Source organism: Cupriavidus sp. GW823-FHT07B10 (assembly GCF_058794355.1).
This window is the reverse complement of the sequence record NZ_JBXAGS010000002.1, coordinates 227517-243369: the sequence shown is the minus strand read 5'-3', so window position 1 is coordinate 243369 and position 15853 is coordinate 227517. Positions and strand designations below refer to the sequence as shown.

The window sequence follows — 15853 nt, the reverse complement described above, 5'->3', positions numbered from 1 at the left end:
CATGACCCTCACTCCACAACCGGACTTTGCCCCGCTGGCCGGCATCACCGTGCTGGATTTCTCGCACGTGATCGCCGGGCCGTTTGCCACCTTCCTGCTGGCGCAGTTGGGGGCGCGGATCACCAAGGTCGAGAGCGCCGGCGGTGGCGACGTGATGCGCCGCGCGGGCAAGGGGCATGCCGCCTTTGTCGCGCTCAATGCGGGCAAGTCGTCGCTGGCGCTCGACCTGTCGGATGAGGCAGGGCGCGAACACGCGCTGGAACTGGCCGGCCGCTGCGATGTCTTCGTCGACAACCTGCGGCCGGGCGTGCTCGAGCGCTTCGGGCTGGGCTATGAAGCCGTGCGCGCGCGCAATCCGCGCGTGGTCTATTGCAGCATCTCGGGCTTTGGCCGCGGCGCGGCGCAGTGGCATGGCCGGCCTGCCTACGACCACGTGGTGCAGGCCGCCACCGGCATGGCCTGGATGGCCGGCACCGAGGGCGATCCGCCGATGAAGACCGGCTTCCCGGTGATCGACTCGGCCACCGGCATGCTGGCCGCCTTTGCCATCCTGGCCGGCGTGCGCGAGAGCGAACGCACGGGGCGGGGCATGCTGCTCGATGTCTCGATGGCCACCGCCGGCCTGCAACTGATGTATCCGATGACGTGCGATGCCATGACCACCGGCGGCGTGCCGGCGCGGCAGGGCAACCAGGGCTATTCGGGCAGCCCGTCGGCCGATTTCTTCCGCACGCAGGATGGCTGGCTGGCGATCGGCGCGAATACGCCGAAGCAGTTGCTGGCGCTGCTTGACGCACTCGGGCTGGGCGGGCTTGCGCAAGATCCGGCCTTGTTCGAGACGCCGCTGGATGCGGGCGCCTTGCCTGCCTTCGTGCGCTCGCTCGATCCGGCCGCGCTCAAGCGGGCGATTGCGGGCGCAGTGGCGGCGGGCACCGCGGAGGATCTGGAATTGCGCCTCAGCGCGCTGGGGATCCCGGCGGCCCGCCTGCGCAATATCGCTGAGTTTGCGGGGGAGTCGATGGCCAATGGCAGCCTGCGGCCGGTGGCGCTGCAGGAAGGGGAGACCGAGGTGCTGTCGCCGGGGCTGGGCTTCCAGGTCTACCGCCCGGTATGACACCCGGCGGCGTATAGTTGCTGGCACGATGGCGCACGGCTGTGTGCCGCCATCGCTCCAACTCGCAACGTCAGGACGCCGCCACCTTGACCACCGATTTCTTCGCCCGCTTTGAAGCGGAATGCCTGCCGCGCATCGCCGCCGCGATTGGCCAGCATGACCGGCGCGTGCAACTCCATACCCTGCCCGCCGAAGCCCCCGGCCGGCCACCGCGCCTGCGCATGACCGGGGATGGTCCGCCGGACCTGCGGCGCCACCCTTATGCGCTGGATATCACGCTGGCGTGGGACGGGCTGGAGGTGCAACGGCTGTTTGCGGCAGGGGGCGAGACGCGCTTTGCCGGTTACCTGGCGGCGCTGCCGGCAAAGCTGCGCGCCTGGCAGGAGCCGCGCGGGATCGATTTCCGCTCGCTGTCGCAGGCTGACCCGGCGATCCTGATCGGCGGACTGGATTTCGAGCGCTGAGCCGGGTGCACTGACTCAGCCAGCCACCCGCAGCCGGCATATCGCGCTTTCCGTTTGCCCCGGCTCGATCCAGCGCAGCCCCTGACCGTGGTGGATCGCGTCGGGCAGGCCTGCCCACGGTTCCACGCAATAGAAGTCGGAGGTTTCGTTTTCGGACCAGGTCGTCACGGCATGCCATGGCGCGCTGCCGGCAAGGTCGAGTTCGAACGTGACGCGGCGGTCCGGCATCGCCAGCGCGGCGGACGGGCTGTCGCGAAAGACGTGGAACGTGTCCTGCAGGCGTGCGTCGTCCAGCCAGTAAGTCGTCTCGCCCCGCTCTGCGGGCCCGGGGCTGCCATCGGGTAGCTGGCGCATGCGGTCCGTGCCCGGCAATGCCAGCGACGCGGCGCCACGTTGCGCGTGCGGCAGCGCGAAATAGAAATGGTGGCCGGGATAGCAGGGCAGGCGTTGCGCGCCGGTATTGATGGTGCGCAGCGTGACTTCGAGGCCGTCGGGCAGCAAGCGGTAGATGGCGTCGAAGACAAAGGCAAAGGGGTAGCCGGCCCGCGTTGCATCGCTGTCGCGCAGCGTCATCGTGATCGCGGCTTGCGCGTCGATGGCGCTGACGTCGAAGGGCAGGTCGCGCGCAAAGCCGTGCTGCGCCAGCGTGCGCATGGTCCCTTGTCCGTCGCGCCACTGGCCCGGATTGCCATCGGCAAAATGCCGGCCGATAAACGGAAACAGCAGCGGGTTGCCGCCGCGGACCTTGGCCGGGCGGGACCAGTCGGCAGCGTCCGGCCAGTAGAGGATGTCCTGTCCGCGGTGCACCCAGCGGACCAGCCGCCCGCCGTGTTGCGGGGCGAGCAGCAGGAACGTGTCGGCATCGCCGATCCGGACCAGCGGCTGGCCCTGGAAGTCTTGTGTCGGTAGCAATGGCATGTTGATCGTTGGTGCCGCGCCGTTCGCGTGCCGCCCGGCGCAGCTGCCATGATAAGCGAGGCCAGCGCGCTGGCGGCTGCCGGGTTAGCTGCTGGTGTAGATGGTGTTGCGCACCAGCGGGTACACCTGCGTCTCCCACCGCCTGCCGTTGAACACGCCATAGTGCCCGACCCCGGTCTGCACATGATGCATGCGCATGTAGGGGCGCAGGCTGGAGCACAGGTCCTGCGCCGCCACGGTCTGGCCGATGGCGCAGATATCGTCGCGTTCACCCTCCACGGTGAGCAGGGCGGTGCGGTGGATGGCGCGCGTGCGGACACGGCGTCCGCTCACGTCAAGCAGGCCCTGGGCCAGCAGGAAGCGCTGGAATACCAGGCTGACGGTTTCCAGGTAGAACTCCGCGGTCAGGTCCATGGTGGCGAAGTACTCGATGTAGAAGTCGCGGATGGCATCGGCCTTGTCGTGCTCGCCGCGCTCGCGCAGGGCGTAGAGCTCGCGCAGCGCCTGTTCGTGCCGCTCCGGGTTCATGCTCATGAAGGCCAGCAGCTGCACGTGGCCCGGGTAGACGCGCCGCATCGCGCCGGCAAAGCGCAGCGGCACCATGCCGATCAAGGTGCGCTCGAACCATTCGAGGGGTTGGCTCATGGCCAGCGCGTTGACCTTGGTCGGATTGACGCGCGCGTCGATGGGGCCGGCCATCAGCGTCAGGCTGGGCGGCTGGGCGGGATCCCCGTCCTCGGCCATGAGTGCCGCTGCCGCCAGCGCTGCCACGGCAGGCTGGCAAATCGCCACCAGATGCGTGCCGCCGCCCAGCGTCTGCAGGAAGCCGATCAGGTGCTGCACGAATTCATCGAAGCCGAAGCGCCCGGCCAGCAACGGAATGTCGCGGGGGTTGTGCCAGTCGGTGAGATAGACGTCGTGGTCGGCCAGCATGGTCTGGACCGTGCCGCGCAGCAGCGTGGCGAAGTGGCCGGACATCGGCGCCACCAGCAGCACGCGCGGCTGGCCGACGATGCCGTGGCGGCGGAAGTGCAGCAGCGAGCAGAACGGCGTGCGCGCGACGACTTCCTCGGTGACCGGCACCGGCTGGCCGCCGACGGTTGCGTGGTCGATGCCGAAGGCCGGCCGGTGGTGCGTGAGCCGCACCAGTGCGATGAGCTCGCAGGCGGCACGCAGGCGGGGCACCGCGTCGAAACCACCGGACCTGGGATTTGCCGCCAGCGTCGCGGCAGCCAGCTCCGCCAGCGTGCAGGCCGGCAGTATCATGTCCGCGTAGATCTGGTAGGCGTGGTACAGCATGGCTCGGTCCCCGCTATTCTGGTTCTTGCGAGCCGCAATATGCATGCCATCAGTTTATGCCTGGCACGCGCCTTGCGCATTGTGCTGTGAGCGGGCGGACAATGCCGCGCAAGTAGCGAGGCATGCGCCTGGCGCATGGGCATGGCGCCGCTTCGCGGCGCGTTGCGCGCAGCGGCTTCAGACTGGTGCCTGCCGGATGCACTGCATAGGTGCGCGGCCATTAGCGGCAACAAGCAGTAAAGGAGGCGCGATGTCCAAGACCACACTCACCATCAGCAGCAAGACCTATTCCTCATGGTCGCTGCGCGGCTGGCTGCTGGCGCGCTTTGCCGGCCTGGAATTCGAAGAAGTGCTGGTGCCGCCGGACGACGCCGCGGCGCGTGCGGAAATCCTGCTGCTGTCCCCGTCGATCCTGGTGCCGTGCCTGCGCCACCACGGCGTGACGGTGTGGGACACGCTGGCAATCGCCGAATACCTGAATGAAATCCACCCCAAGGCTGGCCTGCTGCCGGAAGACCGCGCCGCGCGTGCCCACTGCCGTGCCATCTGCGGCGAGATGCATTCCGGGTTCGCCGCGATGCGTTCGGCGCTGCCGATGAACCTGAAGGGGCATTTCCCCGGGATGAAGGTGTGGTCGCGTGCGCAGGCGGACATCGATCGCGTCACGGCGATCTGGACCGAATGCCTGACGCGCTACGGCGGGCCATACCTGTTCGGCACGCGCACCATGGCCGACGCCATGTACGCGCCGGTGGTGACGCGCTTTGTCACCTATGGCGTGATGCTCGATCCCGTGCCGGTTGCCTACTGCAAGCAGATCCTGTCGATGCCGGAACTGCAGGAGTGGATCGCGGCGGCGCGCGAGGAACCCGACGAAATCAGCGAGCTGGATGTGGAGTTCTAGCGGCCGCCGCCGGCGCTGACGCTACGCCGTGGCCGATTCGGCTTGCCGCGCAGCCAGGAAGCGTGCGGCGTAGTCGAAGTACCAGTCGAGCGTGTCCGGGTTGGCCATCGCATCGCGGTTGGCGATGCCCTGCGGCGCATGGCCGAGCAGCAGCTTCTTGATCGGCACCTCCATCTTCTTGCCCGACAGCGTGCGCGGCACGCCGGGCACCTGCACGATCTCGTTGGGCACGTGGCGCGAGGACAGCGCGTCGCGGATGCGCGCGCGCAGGGTGTCGCGCAGCGCATCATCCAGCACCAGGCCTTCGCGCAGCACTACGAACAGCGGCATATAGGATTCGCGGCCCAGGTATTCCAGGTCGACCACCATGCTGTCGAGCACCTCCGGCAGGTCTTCCACCACGCGGTACAGCTCGCTGGTGCCCATGCGGATGCCGTGGCGGTTGATGGTGGCGTCCGAGCGCCCGTAGATCACAGCGCCGCCGCGCCTTGTGATCTTGATCCAGTCGCCATGCCGCCAGACGCCGGGATAGGTGTCGAAATAGCTGTCGCGATAGCGCTTGCCGTCGGTGTCGCCCCACAGGTAGAGCGGCATCGACGGCATCGGCTCGGTGCAGACCAGTTCGCCCACCGCGTCGAGCAGCGGCTGGCCGTGGTCGTCGAAGGCCTCCACCCTGGCGCCCAGGCAGCGGCACTGCATCTCGCCGGAATAGACCGGCAGCAGCGGGCAGCCGGCGACGAACGAGCCGGCAAAGTCGGTGCCGCCCGACATCGGCACCAGCCAGATGTCTTCGCGCACATGGCGGTAGATCCAGTCGTAGGCCTCGACCGGCAGCGGCGAGCCGGTCGAGCCGAGCCCGCGCAGGCGCGACACGTCGGCGATGCGCGCCGGCTCGATGCCCGCCTTCATGCAGTTGGTGAAGAAGGCCGCGCCGGCGCCGAACATGGTCACGCCGGCATCGTCGACGAAGCGCCACAGCACGCCGGCATCCGGAAAAGCCGGGTTGCCGTCATACAGTGCGATGGTGGTGCCCAGCAGCAGCCCGGCCACCTGCGCGTTCCACATGATCCAGCCGCTGCTGCTGTACCAGTGGAAGACATCGTCCGGGTCCAGGTTGTTATGGAAGGCCATCAGCTTGAGCTGCTCGATGACGATGCCGCCATGGCCATGCACGATCGGCTTGGGCATGCCGGTGGTGCCGGACGAATAGACGATCCACAGCGGGTGGTCGAACGGCACCGGCTCGATCGCCAGCGGCACGTCGTGCGCCAGCACCTCCTGCCAGGCATGGGTGCGCACGCCGGCGGGCGGCGCCGCATTGCTGCCGACCTGTGGCACGAGCACGAGATCGGTCAGCGAGGGCAGGGTGGCGACCAGGTCTGCCACCACCGGGGCGCGGTCGTAGACCTTGCCGCCATAGCGGTAGGCATCGACTGCTATCAGCACCTTGGGCTCGATCTGGCGGAAGCGGTCGATCACTGCCACCTGGCCCATGTCGGGCGCGCAGCCCGACCACACCGCGCCGAGGCTGGCGGTGGCGAGGAAGGCGACGATGGTGGCGGGGATATTGGGCAGGTAGCCGGCGACACGGTCGCCGCGCTGCACACCCATCTGGCGCAGCGCATGCGCCAGCGACGCGACCTGGGCTTCGAGGGTGTCCCAGCTCACTTCGGCCAGCGGCTGCGCTTCGCCGGCGTAACGGATCGCGGCGCGCTGGCGGGCGGTGCCGGTGCTGGTGCCGGCATGGCGGAATACCTGCTGCACGTAGTTCAGCGTCGCGCCTTCGAACCAGCGCGCGCCCGGCATGGTGTGGCGGTCCAGCACCTGCGTGGCGGGCGTGTCGAAATGCACGTCGAAATACGCGCGCACGGCATCCCAGAAGGCTTCCAGCTCGGTGACCGACCACTGCCACAGGCTGTCGTAGTCGTCAAAGGCCAGGCTGCGCTCGGCGCGCAGCCAGCGCATGAAGGCGGCGATCTGGCTGCTGTCGCGGAACGCCGCGGACGGCGTCCACATCAGATTCCCTTCGGTCAGAGGGGCGGGGGTGCTCATGTCTCCTCCTCGGGCCCGTCTGTCGCGGGCATCGGATGGTGGCGATGGGTATGCCGGGCTCGTGTGGCGGCAGCCGGCATCAGCCTGCAATGATAACGGCCCTTAGATTCAGTTGCCGGCCGGACGCTCGAACAGGCTTTCCCACATGGTGTCGACCTTCGCCTTGACCGCGGCATCCATGGAGATCGGCGTGCCCCATTCGCGCGTGGTCTCGCCCGGCCACTTGTCGGTCGCGTCGATGCCCATCTTGGAGCCCAGGCCCGACACCGGCGAGGCGAAGTCCAGGTAATCGATCGGCGTGTTGTCGACCAGCACCGTGTCGCGGCTGGGGTCGACCCGGGTGGTGATGGCCCAGATCACTTCCTTCCAGTCGCGCACGTCGACATCGTCATCGACCACCACGATGAACTTCGTATACATGAACTGCCGCAGGAAGCTCCACACGCCGAACATCACGCGCTTGGCATGGCCGGCGTACTGCTTCTTCATGCGCACCAGCGCCATGCGGTAGCTGCAGCCCTCGGGCGGCAGGTAGAAGTCGGTGATCTCCGGGAACTGCTTCTGCAGCAGCGGCACGAACACCTCGTTCAGCGCCACGCCCAGCACCGCCGGCTCATCGGGCGGCTTGCCGGTGTAGGTGGAGTGGTAGATCGGGTCGCGCCGCATGGTGATGCGGTCGATGGTGAACACCGGGAACCAGTCCTGCTCGTTGTAATAGCCGGTGTGGTCGCCGAACGGGCCTTCCAGCGCATGCTGGTAGCCGGACGGGTGGTTCGGGTCGGGCTGGATATGGCCTTCGAGCACGATCTCGGCCGACGCGGGCACGCTCAGCTCGGACAGCGTCGGCGTGAGGCAGCCGGCCAGCGCGGTGCGGCTGCCGCGCAGCAGGCCGGCGAACTGGTACTCGGACAGCGTATCGGGCACCGGCGTCACCGCGCCCAGGATGGTGGCGGGGTCCGCGCCCAGCGCCACCGCGATCGGGAAGGGCTTGCCGGGATTGGCCAGCGCATGCTCGCGGAAATCCAGCGCGCCGCCGCGGTGCGCCAGCCAGCGCATGATGACCTGGTTGCGGCCGATCACCTGCTGGCGGTAGATGCCCAGGTTCTGGCGCTTCTTGTGCGGGCCCTTGGTCACCACCAGGCCCCAGGTGATCAGCGGCGCGGCGTCGCCGGGCCAGCAGGTCTGGATCGGCAGGCGCGCCAGGTCGACGTCGTTGCCTTCCCACACCACCTCCTGGCAGGCCGGGCTGCTGACGCGCTTTGGTGCCATATCCCACACAGATTTGGCCAGCGTGAACAGCTTGCCGGCCTCGCGCAGGCCGCGCGGCGGTTCCGGTTCCTTCAATGCTGACAAGACCCGGCCGATGTCGCGCAGGTCCTCCATCGATTCGGCGCCCATGCCAAGTGCGACTCTGTGTGTCGTGCCGAACAGATTGGCCAGTACGGGGACGCTATAGATACCTCCATCGGTGCTGGCTCCGGAAGGTTTCTCAAAAAGGACCGCGGGGCCTCCAGCGCGCAGCAGCCGGTCGCAGACTTCGGTCATTTCCAGGTTGGGCGCAACCGGCCGGGCGCTGCGCCGCAGCTCGCCCATGCCTTCGAGTTGGCCGATGAAATCGCGCAAGTCTTTGTATTGCATAGTGAATTCTGTTGTGGTGCGGGGCTGGGGGAAAGCCTCTGCAAGGCGGCGTCGAAGTCGGTGACGATACACATTCACCGGCGCCGCGGCAAAAAAATCATCAAAGCCAAGCCGCGCAAATTGTAAGTTTTTTGTCGCTGACAGCGTACTTTTCCGAGCGACCAGCCAAGGCCAGGCCTGCGTTTGCGGGCAATCGGGTGATCCGGTGGCGACATGGCAATCATTGTTACAAATAACTGTAAGTAGTAGAAACCGAAGTTATTATTCTTGACGGGATATAACACCGTTCCTACAATCCGGTCTTGCTCCATGGAGTGTTGCGTCGCAACATGGATTTTCCCCCTGTGTCAAGGGGTGCACATAAAGAAAATGTGCCAGAAAGTCCCTCCAGCAAGGACCGATGTATGGACCCGAAGCAAAGCGGGCCGACCGGTCGCCTCCGGCGACTTGCCGGAGCGTAGTGAGTTTAGTCGTGGCAGGGTGCGCTCCCCCAGAGCGTAGCCTGTTTCCAGTTGGGCGCACGGGGAGCGCCTGCCAACAGATGCTTGGTCGTCACTGCTGGACGGCGCGGCATCCTTACTTGAGTACGTTGAGATCGGGCGCGTGCCGCAGTCGGGCGCGCGAAGCGGGCAACGGATGGAGGTAAGCATGAGCGGTTGGAAAACCCTTCATCTTCCCGGCATCGGGCGGGCCTTGCAGGTCCGTCTCCGACAGCCGGTACCCGGAGTGAGTCGGGCATTGCAGGTCCGTCTTGCGCATCCGGTCGCGGGCCGCGCGTTGCGCGGTGGCCGCACAACGCTGAAGTACGCGCTGAACAGCCTGGGCGTGGTCGCGGTCGTTTCGGCCGTGTCGCTGTCGCTGAGCCAGGAATGGCGCACCACGCTGGCCGCGCTGCTGGCGGGTGACGAGGCACCCGCGGTGCTGGTTGGCGCCGCCATGCCGGCCGCGCCTGCCGTGGCCAGCACTGCCGTGCCGCCGCATTCGGCGGACGTCGCCGCGGCCAAGCTTGCCTTTGGCAAGGCCGGCCTGCCGACGGTGTCGGGCGTGGACGAATGGACCCTGGCGGCATCCGCCAAGGTGCCGTCGGTCGCGCACCTCGCCGCGCGGATCCCGGTCACGCGCGTGGCGCAAGACGCCCGCAGCACCGCCACGCTGGGCAGCGCGCGCGAGCAGGCGGCCGTCGCCGACTATATCGCCCGCAAGTACCGCGTGGCGGCGCAGGCCACCGCGCAGCTGGTGAAGGCGGCCTACCTGACCGGCCGCGAGGTCGGCATCGACCCGCTGCTGATCCTGGGCGTGATCGCGATCGAGTCCAGCTTCAACCCGTACGCCGAAAGCGGCGTGGGCGCGCAGGGCCTGATGCAGGTCATGACCAAGGTCCACCAGGACAAGTACGAGGCCGTCGGCGGCGTTGCCGCGGCACTGAACCCGTATGCCAATATCAAGATCGGCGCGCTGGTGCTCAAGGACTGCATCGCCCGCGCCGGCTCGATCGAAGGCGGCCTGAAGTACTACGTCGGTGCCACCACGGCTACCGATGGCGGCTACGGCGCCAAGGTGCTGGCCGAGCGTGCCCGCCTGCGCCAGCTGCTGGGCGTGCGCAACGCGCCCGCCAACGCCGACAAGCCGGTCGAGGTCAAGGCCCCGGCCGAGCGGCTGGCCCCGACCGAGAAACTGGAAGCGAACAACGGTCCGCACAACGCCTGAGCGCGCAACGGTACCGCCAATCAGAAAAGCACCCCGCGGGGTGCTTTTCTTTTGCCTGCTTCAGCCGCGGCAGAGGCCGGTCAGCGGAACAGCTTGCCGAGGCGCGCCATCGCCTCCTCGATATTCTCGCGCGAGGTCGCGTACGAGATCCGGATGTAGTCCTTCGCCGTATGCGGGCCGAAATCCTGCCCCGGCACCATGACCACGCCCGCATCGTGCAGCATCGCCTGCGTCAGCCGGTCGGCATCGCCGGCGGCGGGGTGGTTGACGCCGCGGCAGTCGGCGTAGACATAGAAGGCGCCGTCGGGGCGCACCGGCACGCGCAGGCCAAGGGACTCCAGTGCCGGCACGATCAGGTCGCGGCGGCGGCGGAACTCGGCCTTGCGTTCGTCGTAGATCGCCAGGGCCTCGGGGGTGAAGCAGGCCAGCGCGGCGTACTGCGCCACGGCCGACGCGCAGATGAACAGGTTCTGCGCGACCTTCTCGAAGGCTTCGACCAGCGCCTCCGGCACCACCAGCCAGCCCAGGCGCCAGCCCGTCATGTTGAAGTACTTGGAGAAGCTGTTCACCGTGACCACGTTCTCGTCCAGGCTCAGTGCCGAGACCGGCGGCGCGTCATAGGACAGGCCCTGGTAGATCTCGTCGAGGATGGCAAAGCCGTTGCGCGCGCGCACGGCCTGCAGGATGCGGGCGAGCTCGTCGGGCAGGATCGAGGTGCCGGTGGGGTTGGAAGGCGATGCCAGCAGCACGCCGCGGGTCTGCTCGCCCCAGTTGGCCTCGACCTGCGCGGCGGTCAGCTGGAAGCGCTCGGCCGGGCCGCTCGGGATCATGCGCGCGGCGCCGTCGAAGGCGGCGACGAAGTGCCGGTTGCAGGGGTAGCTGGGGTCGGGCATCAGCACCTCGGCGCCGATCTCGACCAGCACCGCGCACGCCAGCAGCAGCGCGCCCGAGGCGCCGGCCGTGACGATCACGCGCCGGGCCGGGATATCCAGCCCGTAGGCCGTCTTGTAATAGCCCGCGATGGCCTCGCGCAGCGGATGGATGCCGAGCGCACCGGTGTACTGGGTCACGCCGCGGCGCATGGCGGCTTCGGCCGCGCGCACCACCGGCTCGGCGGCGGTAAAGTCCGGCTCGCCGATACCCATGTGCACGATATGGCGGCCGGCGCGTTCCAGCGCGGCGGCCTGCTTGGCCAGTTCCATCACGTGGAAGGCTTCGATATTGGCGAGGCGGGAGGCGGTGGCCAGGTGCTGCATGTCCATGGTGGTCCGGGACGGGCCCGGGGCCCGTTCAGCAAAAGGATAGGTAGGAATGAAAACACCCGCCGGGGCGGGTGTCGTCTTCATCACTGCCGGCGCAAGCCGGCCGTGATGGCGTGGGCCGGCCCGCGGGCCGCTCAGCTGGCAACTCAGCGGCGCGCCGCGACCTCGGCCGCGCGCACCTGGGCGGCAAGCTTGTCCAGTACGCCGTTGACGTACTTGTAGCCCTCGACGCCGCCAAAGGTCTTGGTCAGCTCGACGGCTTCGTTGATCACGACCTTGTACGGGATGTCGAGGCAGTGCACCAGCTCATAGCTGCCGACCAGCAGGGCGGCGCGCTCGACCGGCGACAGTTCTTCGACCTTGCGGTCCAGGAACGGCTCGAAGGCGGCGGTCAGGCGGGCTTCCTCGCGTACGGCGCCGTTGAGGAGCGCGTCGAAGTGCTCGCGGTCGGCCTTGTTGAAACCTTGCGCATCATGCAGGTGAGCCTGGATCGCCCCGATGTCATTACGGTTCAGCAGCCACTGATACAGCCCTTGCAGAGCCAGCTCGCGCGAGCGGCGGCGCGCGCTCTTGGGCGGTGCCTTGGCCTCGGTGCGGGCCGCGGCGGGCTTGCCGCCGGCTGCCTTGCCGCCGTCGTTGTCGGGGGTGTTCGACGTATCACTCATCGTCGTCCTCGTCTTCATCTTCCTGGCCGCGCAGCGAATCGAGCGCGGCGACCAGGTTGGCCATCTCCACCGCGGCGCGGGCGCAGTCGCGGCCCTTCTCGCGCGTGCGGGCGTGGGCCTGCTCGTCAGTATCCACGGTCAGGATGCCATTGGCGATCGGCACATTGAAGTCCAGGCCGACGCGGGTGATGCCGGCGCCCGACTCGTTCGAGACCAGCTCGAAGTGGTAGGTCTCGCCGCGCACCACGGCGCCCAGGGCGACCAGGGCGTCGAACTGGCCGCTCTCGCACATCTTCTGCAGCGCCAGCGGGATTTCCAGCGCGCCGGGGACGGTCACCACCAGGGTGTCTTCGCCCTCGACGCCGAGCTTTTCCAGCTCGGCCACGCAGGCTTCGAGCAGTTCGGCGCAGACCGGCTCGTTGAAGCGGGCCTGCACGATGCCGATACGCAGGCCTTCACCGTCGAGGTTGCTGGGGTAGAAGCCGTGATCCATTGTTCAGTTCTCCAGTTTTCGGGGCGGCAACGGCGCTGGTGCGCGCTGCCGGGGTGTCCGGGTGGCGCAGGCTCAGTCGGCCTGGCCGTTCATGGGTTGGTAGCCGGTGACCTCGAGGTCGAAGCCGGTCATGCTGGGCATGCGCTGCGGCGACGCCAGCACGCGCATCCTGCCCACGCCAACATCCTTCAGGATCTGCGCGCCCATGCCGTAGGTGCGCAGGTCCGGCTTGCGGCGCGGGCGCGACTGCGGCGCGTCCAGCGCGCTGAACTGCGTGAACAGCTGGTCGGCCGAGTCGCCGCAGTTAAGCAGCACGATCACGCCGCTGTCGGCCTCGGCGATGGCTTTCATTGCCGCCGGAATGCTCCAGGAATGCGTGGTGCACTTCACTTCCAGCAGGTCCAGCACCGAGAAGGGCTCGTGCACGCGCACCAGCGTTTCCTGGTCCGGCGCGGGCGAACCCTTGACCAGCGCCAGGTGCGCCTGGCCGGTGGGCTTGTCGCGGTAGGCGATGCTGTGGAAGGTGCCGTAGGGCGTCTGCATGGCGCGCTCGCCCACACGCTCGATAATGCTCTCGGTGCGGCTGCGGTAGTGGATCAGGTCGGCAATGGTGCCGATCTTCAGGTCATGTTCCTGCGCGAACTCGATCAGGTCCGGCAGGCGCGCCATGGTGCCGTCGTCCTTCATGATCTCGCAGATCACGGCCGCCGGCGTCAGGCCTGCCAGCGCGCCCAGGTCGCAGCCGGCCTCGGTATGGCCGGCGCGGATCAGCACGCCGCCGGGCTGGGCCGTCAGCGGGAAGATATGGCCGGGCTGGACCAGGTCGGCCGGCCTGGCGTCGCGGGCGACGGCGGCCTGCACGGTGCGGGCGCGGTCGGCGGCGGAAATGCCGGTGGTCACGCCCTCGGCAGCCTCGATCGACACGGTGAAGTTGGTGCCGTGCTGGGTGCCGTTGCGGCTGACCATCGGGTGCAGGTCCAGCTGGCGGCAGCGCTCGGCGGTCAGGGTCAGGCAGATCAGCCCGCGGCCGTGCTTGGCCATGAAGTTGATCGCTTCCGGTGTGACGAAATCGGCAGCCAGCACCAGGTCGCCTTCATTCTCGCGGTCTTCCTCATCGACGAGGATGACCATGCGGCCGGCGCGGATGTCGGCAATGATGTCTTCGGTACGGGCGATTTTCATGGCGTGCTGAACGGCAAATTGGGGCGAATCGAGCGAAAAACCGGCGAATAGCTGGGGCAGGAAACATGGCCGCGGTTGAAAGCGGCCGGACTGAGGCGGGGCGTCGGGCCGGGCCGGCCAGGCCATATACGCCCGGCAGGTTGCCCAGTCAAGCCGGGTATTGTACGCCAAGGCAGGCAAGGCGTGAGGCGACGGCGCCGGAAAGTGCGGCGCCTGCCTGAAGCGGGTGGGGAGCGCGGTGCTGCATGGGCCGCCCCGTTGCCGGCAGGGTGCCGGCGCCTGGCTCGGCCGGGGCTATGCGGCGGCGGCCAGCGCGGTGCGGTCGTGGCCTGCGGCGCGCAGCCGCGAGGTCCTGGCGATGCGCGCCCTGGCCGCGCGGGTCGCGTCAGCCAGCGCGAGCTCGCGCGTGAGGAAGCCGGCGTTGGGTTTGGTGAACCTGGCATGCGCATCCAGCGCATAGGTCCATTCCCACTTGCCGAAGGTGACCTCGGCCAGTGTCACGACAACGTGGCAATGCTGATAGAAAAAACTCTCGCTCATGCTTGTTTCCTGTGTGGGACAGCGCGCTGGCCATGGCCTGCAAGCCATGCGGGCCAGTGGCGGTCTGTCAGCCAGCCGCGCAGGGGCAGCCGGCCATCCTGTGGGTCGATGGCGGCGGCGCCGGCATCCTGGGCGATCTCGCAGAGCCGCCCCTTTGCGTGCGGGTCGCACGCGCAGATCATCATCAGCTGGCCTGCGGTCATTTGCCGCTTCTGCCGCCTCAGGCCGGCGCGCATGATCCCGGCGCCGATCACGCTGCCCAGCCACCGGCCGATCACGGCGCCCAGCGCCATGCCGCCGAGGTAGGCCATGAAGCCCGTGGCCGCGTTGACCGGCGTGCCGTAGCGGAACACGAGCCAGGCCACCAGCACTGCGCCGGCGGCCATGCCGGCTGCCGCGACTTCATTGCGATAGGTGACCTGTGCCGCGTGGGGCGAGGGCAGGCCTTCGGCCGGCTGGTCGTCGCGCTGGAAGAACCATGGCCCATCGATGCGTGCGGGAGTCGCGGCCAGCTCGCCAAGCTGCGCGTGCGCGCGCCTTGCCGCGGCAATGTCGTTCAGCCGGAAATACAACAGGGTGAGCATGGTCATGCCTCGCTTGGTGTCAGGTCCATTTGCCGCTGGACCACGGAAAGCCTGCGAAACGCCGGGCGCCTGGGCGCCGGAATGTCTTCGCCAGGGGGGAGGACGGCGGCTGCAGCCGCGGCCATCCGTTGCCCACGGCCTGGTCCCAGTCGATCAGCAGCGTGGCGGCACGGTGCAGGTGGGTCGCGGCCAGGCGCACAAAGCCCAGGCGCGCGCGCATCGGCGCAGTGGGATGCCGGTCACGCAGCAGGCGCGTGGCCGGAAGTCGCTGATACAGGATTCTGGCGGTGGGGTCGGGCACAGTGAGTTCCTTCATGGGTGCCGGGCAACAATCCGGCCGGCAGTTGAAAGAAACGGCGGGAGCGCCAGCTCGCGGACGAGCGCGCGGCGCGGCGGGCAGGGGAGCATGAAGGTCCAGGTGGTCCCCGTGAGTGACTTCAGCAGTCACCGGTGCTAGACGTTGTCGAGGGGGGAGGCCCGGGAACGAGTGGCGAGCGCCTGTGGGTATACATGGACTGCAAGCGCTGCTTAACCATTCTAGGCCTCGGGCGCTGCAGGCACCAGCTGACTTACAACAAAGCTGCCAGGCCCCGCGCGGCGCGCCTCCCAGGGGGCCGGCGGTGCAAGCAAATTGCCACAGGAAGGGTTTGTCAGCGTATGCTCGCGACAAAAGGGCACGCCCCGCCCTGAATGCCGCCGCGCTGGCAAGCGGCGGCTCGGACTTCAAATCAGGGCGGCAGCCTGATCGCGCCCGCGGACTTTGTACAACAATGGGAGACAACCATGTCGAGGCAGATCAAGAACAAGGCCGAACTGCGTGCCCTGGTACGCGCCGAGCAGTCGAAGTTCGCCGCCTGCGAAGGCGCCTGCTTTGGCGATGTGGTCTGGCACGCGCCGGACGCCGGCGGCTGCAACTGGAGCCTGTCCACGATGGAGGGCGGCAACAGCAGCGCCTGCGTGGAAGCGCTGCGTCCCTTCACCGACAAGCTGCGCGAGACCTATAACGTGCCTGACGAGGGCAGGTAGCCCGC

Annotated in this window: 17 protein-coding genes; 5 read left to right on the top strand and 12 right to left on the bottom strand. The window is 68.1% G+C overall.

What is annotated here, in order from left to right:
- Position 1: 1 nt before the first annotated feature.
- Positions 2-1114, top strand: a complete 1113-nt coding sequence (locus tag AC1Q6V_RS05965; protein WP_454751184.1) for a CoA transferase — start codon at positions 2-4, stop codon at positions 1112-1114.
- A gap of 86 nt (positions 1115-1200) precedes the next feature.
- On the top strand, positions 1201-1578 hold the full coding sequence (locus AC1Q6V_RS05960; protein WP_454751183.1) for a DUF5594 family protein: 378 nt from the start codon (positions 1201-1203) through the stop codon (positions 1576-1578).
- Positions 1579-1593: 15 nt separating this feature from the next.
- Here the strand turns inward: AC1Q6V_RS05960 and AC1Q6V_RS05955 are convergent, their stop codons facing one another.
- Together AC1Q6V_RS05955 and AC1Q6V_RS05950 are read right to left on the bottom strand one after the other, a co-directional pair.
- Entirely contained in the window at positions 1594-2496 is a 903-nt protein-coding gene (locus AC1Q6V_RS05955; protein ID WP_011615867.1) for an aldose epimerase family protein, read from the bottom strand.
- An 84-nt stretch (positions 2497-2580) separates the two neighbouring features.
- Positions 2581-3795, bottom strand: coding sequence for a polyhydroxyalkanoate depolymerase (locus tag AC1Q6V_RS05950; protein ID WP_010813770.1), 1215 nt, complete (start codon positions 3793-3795; stop codon positions 2581-2583).
- A gap of 250 nt (positions 3796-4045) precedes the next feature.
- Between AC1Q6V_RS05950 and AC1Q6V_RS05945 the strand changes: the two genes are divergently transcribed.
- On the top strand, positions 4046-4699 hold the full coding sequence (locus AC1Q6V_RS05945; RefSeq protein WP_010813769.1) for a glutathione S-transferase family protein: 654 nt from the start codon (positions 4046-4048) through the stop codon (positions 4697-4699).
- Positions 4700-4720: 21 nt separating this feature from the next.
- On the opposite strand, the gene AC1Q6V_RS05940 is transcribed toward AC1Q6V_RS05945, so the two are convergent.
- The 3 genes from AC1Q6V_RS05940 to AC1Q6V_RS05930 all read right to left on the bottom strand — a co-directional run bounded on the left by AC1Q6V_RS05940 (position 4721) and on the right by AC1Q6V_RS05930 (position 8700).
- On the bottom strand, positions 4721-6751 hold the full coding sequence (locus AC1Q6V_RS05940) for an acetoacetate--CoA ligase (RefSeq protein WP_454751182.1): 2031 nt from the start codon (positions 6749-6751) through the stop codon (positions 4721-4723).
- 108 nt (positions 6752-6859) lie between these two features.
- A complete protein-coding gene (ubiD, locus tag AC1Q6V_RS05935; protein WP_010813767.1) occupies positions 6860-8389 on the bottom strand; it encodes a 4-hydroxy-3-polyprenylbenzoate decarboxylase in 1530 nt (509 codons plus the stop codon).
- Between the two features lie 74 nt (positions 8390-8463).
- Positions 8464-8700 (bottom strand): hypothetical protein, encoded by a 237-nt coding sequence (locus AC1Q6V_RS05930; RefSeq protein ID WP_143010644.1) that lies wholly within the window; start codon positions 8698-8700, stop codon positions 8464-8466.
- A gap of 337 nt (positions 8701-9037) precedes the next feature.
- On the opposite strand from AC1Q6V_RS05930, the gene AC1Q6V_RS05925 reads away from it, so the two are divergent.
- Positions 9038-10096 carry a lytic transglycosylase domain-containing protein gene (locus tag AC1Q6V_RS05925; RefSeq protein WP_037023574.1) on the top strand — a complete coding sequence of 353 codons (1059 nt, stop codon included), beginning with the start codon at positions 9038-9040 and terminating at the stop codon, positions 10094-10096.
- Positions 10097-10176: 80 nt separating this feature from the next.
- On the opposite strand, the gene AC1Q6V_RS05920 is transcribed toward AC1Q6V_RS05925, so the two are convergent.
- From AC1Q6V_RS05920 to AC1Q6V_RS05890, 7 genes are all read right to left on the bottom strand, one after another.
- Complete coding sequence (locus AC1Q6V_RS05920; protein WP_010813765.1) at positions 10177-11358, bottom strand: pyridoxal phosphate-dependent aminotransferase; 1182 nt, start codon at positions 11356-11358, stop codon at positions 10177-10179.
- 146 nt (positions 11359-11504) lie between these two features.
- The gene (nusB, locus tag AC1Q6V_RS05915) at positions 11505-12023 is read right to left on the bottom strand and encodes a transcription antitermination factor NusB (RefSeq protein ID WP_035821112.1); all 519 of its coding nucleotides are present in this window, start codon (positions 12021-12023) and stop codon (positions 11505-11507) included.
- Positions 12016-12516 carry a 6,7-dimethyl-8-ribityllumazine synthase gene (gene ribH / locus AC1Q6V_RS05910; RefSeq protein WP_010813763.1) on the bottom strand — a complete coding sequence of 167 codons (501 nt, stop codon included), beginning with the start codon at positions 12514-12516 and terminating at the stop codon, positions 12016-12018. Before ribH ends, nusB begins: the two co-directional genes overlap by 8 nt.
- Positions 12517-12588: 72 nt before the next feature.
- On the bottom strand, positions 12589-13698 hold the full coding sequence (ribBA, locus tag AC1Q6V_RS05905; RefSeq protein ID WP_010813762.1) for a bifunctional 3,4-dihydroxy-2-butanone-4-phosphate synthase/GTP cyclohydrolase II: 1110 nt from the start codon (positions 13696-13698) through the stop codon (positions 12589-12591).
- Positions 13699-13992: 294 nt separating this feature from the next.
- Positions 13993-14238 carry a hypothetical protein gene (locus AC1Q6V_RS05900; RefSeq protein WP_010813761.1) on the bottom strand — a complete coding sequence of 82 codons (246 nt, stop codon included), beginning with the start codon at positions 14236-14238 and terminating at the stop codon, positions 13993-13995.
- Positions 14235-14828 carry a hypothetical protein gene (locus tag AC1Q6V_RS05895; protein ID WP_454751181.1) on the bottom strand — a complete coding sequence of 198 codons (594 nt, stop codon included), beginning with the start codon at positions 14826-14828 and terminating at the stop codon, positions 14235-14237. The genes AC1Q6V_RS05900 and AC1Q6V_RS05895 overlap by 4 nt, the downstream gene beginning before the upstream one ends.
- A gap of 13 nt (positions 14829-14841) precedes the next feature.
- Positions 14842-15138 (bottom strand): hypothetical protein, encoded by a 297-nt coding sequence (locus tag AC1Q6V_RS05890; RefSeq protein ID WP_010813759.1) that lies wholly within the window; start codon positions 15136-15138, stop codon positions 14842-14844.
- A 467-nt stretch (positions 15139-15605) separates the two neighbouring features.
- Here AC1Q6V_RS05890 and AC1Q6V_RS05885 point away from each other — a divergent pair, with 467 nt between their 5' ends.
- Positions 15606-15848, top strand: a complete 243-nt coding sequence (locus AC1Q6V_RS05885) for a hypothetical protein (RefSeq protein ID WP_010813758.1) — start codon at positions 15606-15608, stop codon at positions 15846-15848.
- Positions 15849-15853: the final 5 nt, after the last annotated feature.

Bases quoted from the DNA above. Each gene is read 5' to 3' on its own strand.
- AC1Q6V_RS05965 (WP_454751184.1), top strand. From the start codon at position 2: ATGACCCTCACTCCACAACCGGACTTTGCCCCGCTGGCCGGCATCACC.
- AC1Q6V_RS05955 (WP_011615867.1), bottom strand. From the start codon at position 2,496: ATGCCATTGCTACCGACACAAGACTTCCAGGGCCAGCCGCTGGTCCGG.
- AC1Q6V_RS05950 (WP_010813770.1), bottom strand. From the start codon at position 3,795: ATGCTGTACCACGCCTACCAGATCTACGCGGACATGATACTGCCGGCC.
- AC1Q6V_RS05945 (WP_010813769.1), top strand. From the start codon at position 4,046: ATGTCCAAGACCACACTCACCATCAGCAGCAAGACCTATTCCTCATGG.
- AC1Q6V_RS05940 (WP_454751182.1), bottom strand. From the start codon at position 6,751: ATGAGCACCCCCGCCCCTCTGACCGAAGGGAATCTGATGTGGACGCCG.
- ubiD (WP_010813767.1), bottom strand. From the start codon at position 8,389: ATGCAATACAAAGACTTGCGCGATTTCATCGGCCAACTCGAAGGCATG.
- AC1Q6V_RS05930 (WP_143010644.1), bottom strand. From the start codon at position 8,700: ATGGAGCAAGACCGGATTGTAGGAACGGTGTTATATCCCGTCAAGAAT.
- AC1Q6V_RS05925 (WP_037023574.1), top strand. From the start codon at position 9,038: ATGAGCGGTTGGAAAACCCTTCATCTTCCCGGCATCGGGCGGGCCTTG.
- AC1Q6V_RS05920 (WP_010813765.1), bottom strand. From the start codon at position 11,358: ATGGACATGCAGCACCTGGCCACCGCCTCCCGCCTCGCCAATATCGAA.
- nusB (WP_035821112.1), bottom strand. From the start codon at position 12,023: ATGAGTGATACGTCGAACACCCCCGACAACGACGGCGGCAAGGCAGCC.
- ribH (WP_010813763.1), bottom strand. From the start codon at position 12,516: ATGGATCACGGCTTCTACCCCAGCAACCTCGACGGTGAAGGCCTGCGT.
- ribBA (WP_010813762.1), bottom strand. From the start codon at position 13,698: ATGAAAATCGCCCGTACCGAAGACATCATTGCCGACATCCGCGCCGGC.
- AC1Q6V_RS05900 (WP_010813761.1), bottom strand. From the start codon at position 14,238: ATGAGCGAGAGTTTTTTCTATCAGCATTGCCACGTTGTCGTGACACTG.
- AC1Q6V_RS05895 (WP_454751181.1), bottom strand. From the start codon at position 14,828: ATGACCATGCTCACCCTGTTGTATTTCCGGCTGAACGACATTGCCGCG.
- AC1Q6V_RS05890 (WP_010813759.1), bottom strand. From the start codon at position 15,138: ATGAAGGAACTCACTGTGCCCGACCCCACCGCCAGAATCCTGTATCAG.
- AC1Q6V_RS05885 (WP_010813758.1), top strand. From the start codon at position 15,606: ATGTCGAGGCAGATCAAGAACAAGGCCGAACTGCGTGCCCTGGTACGC.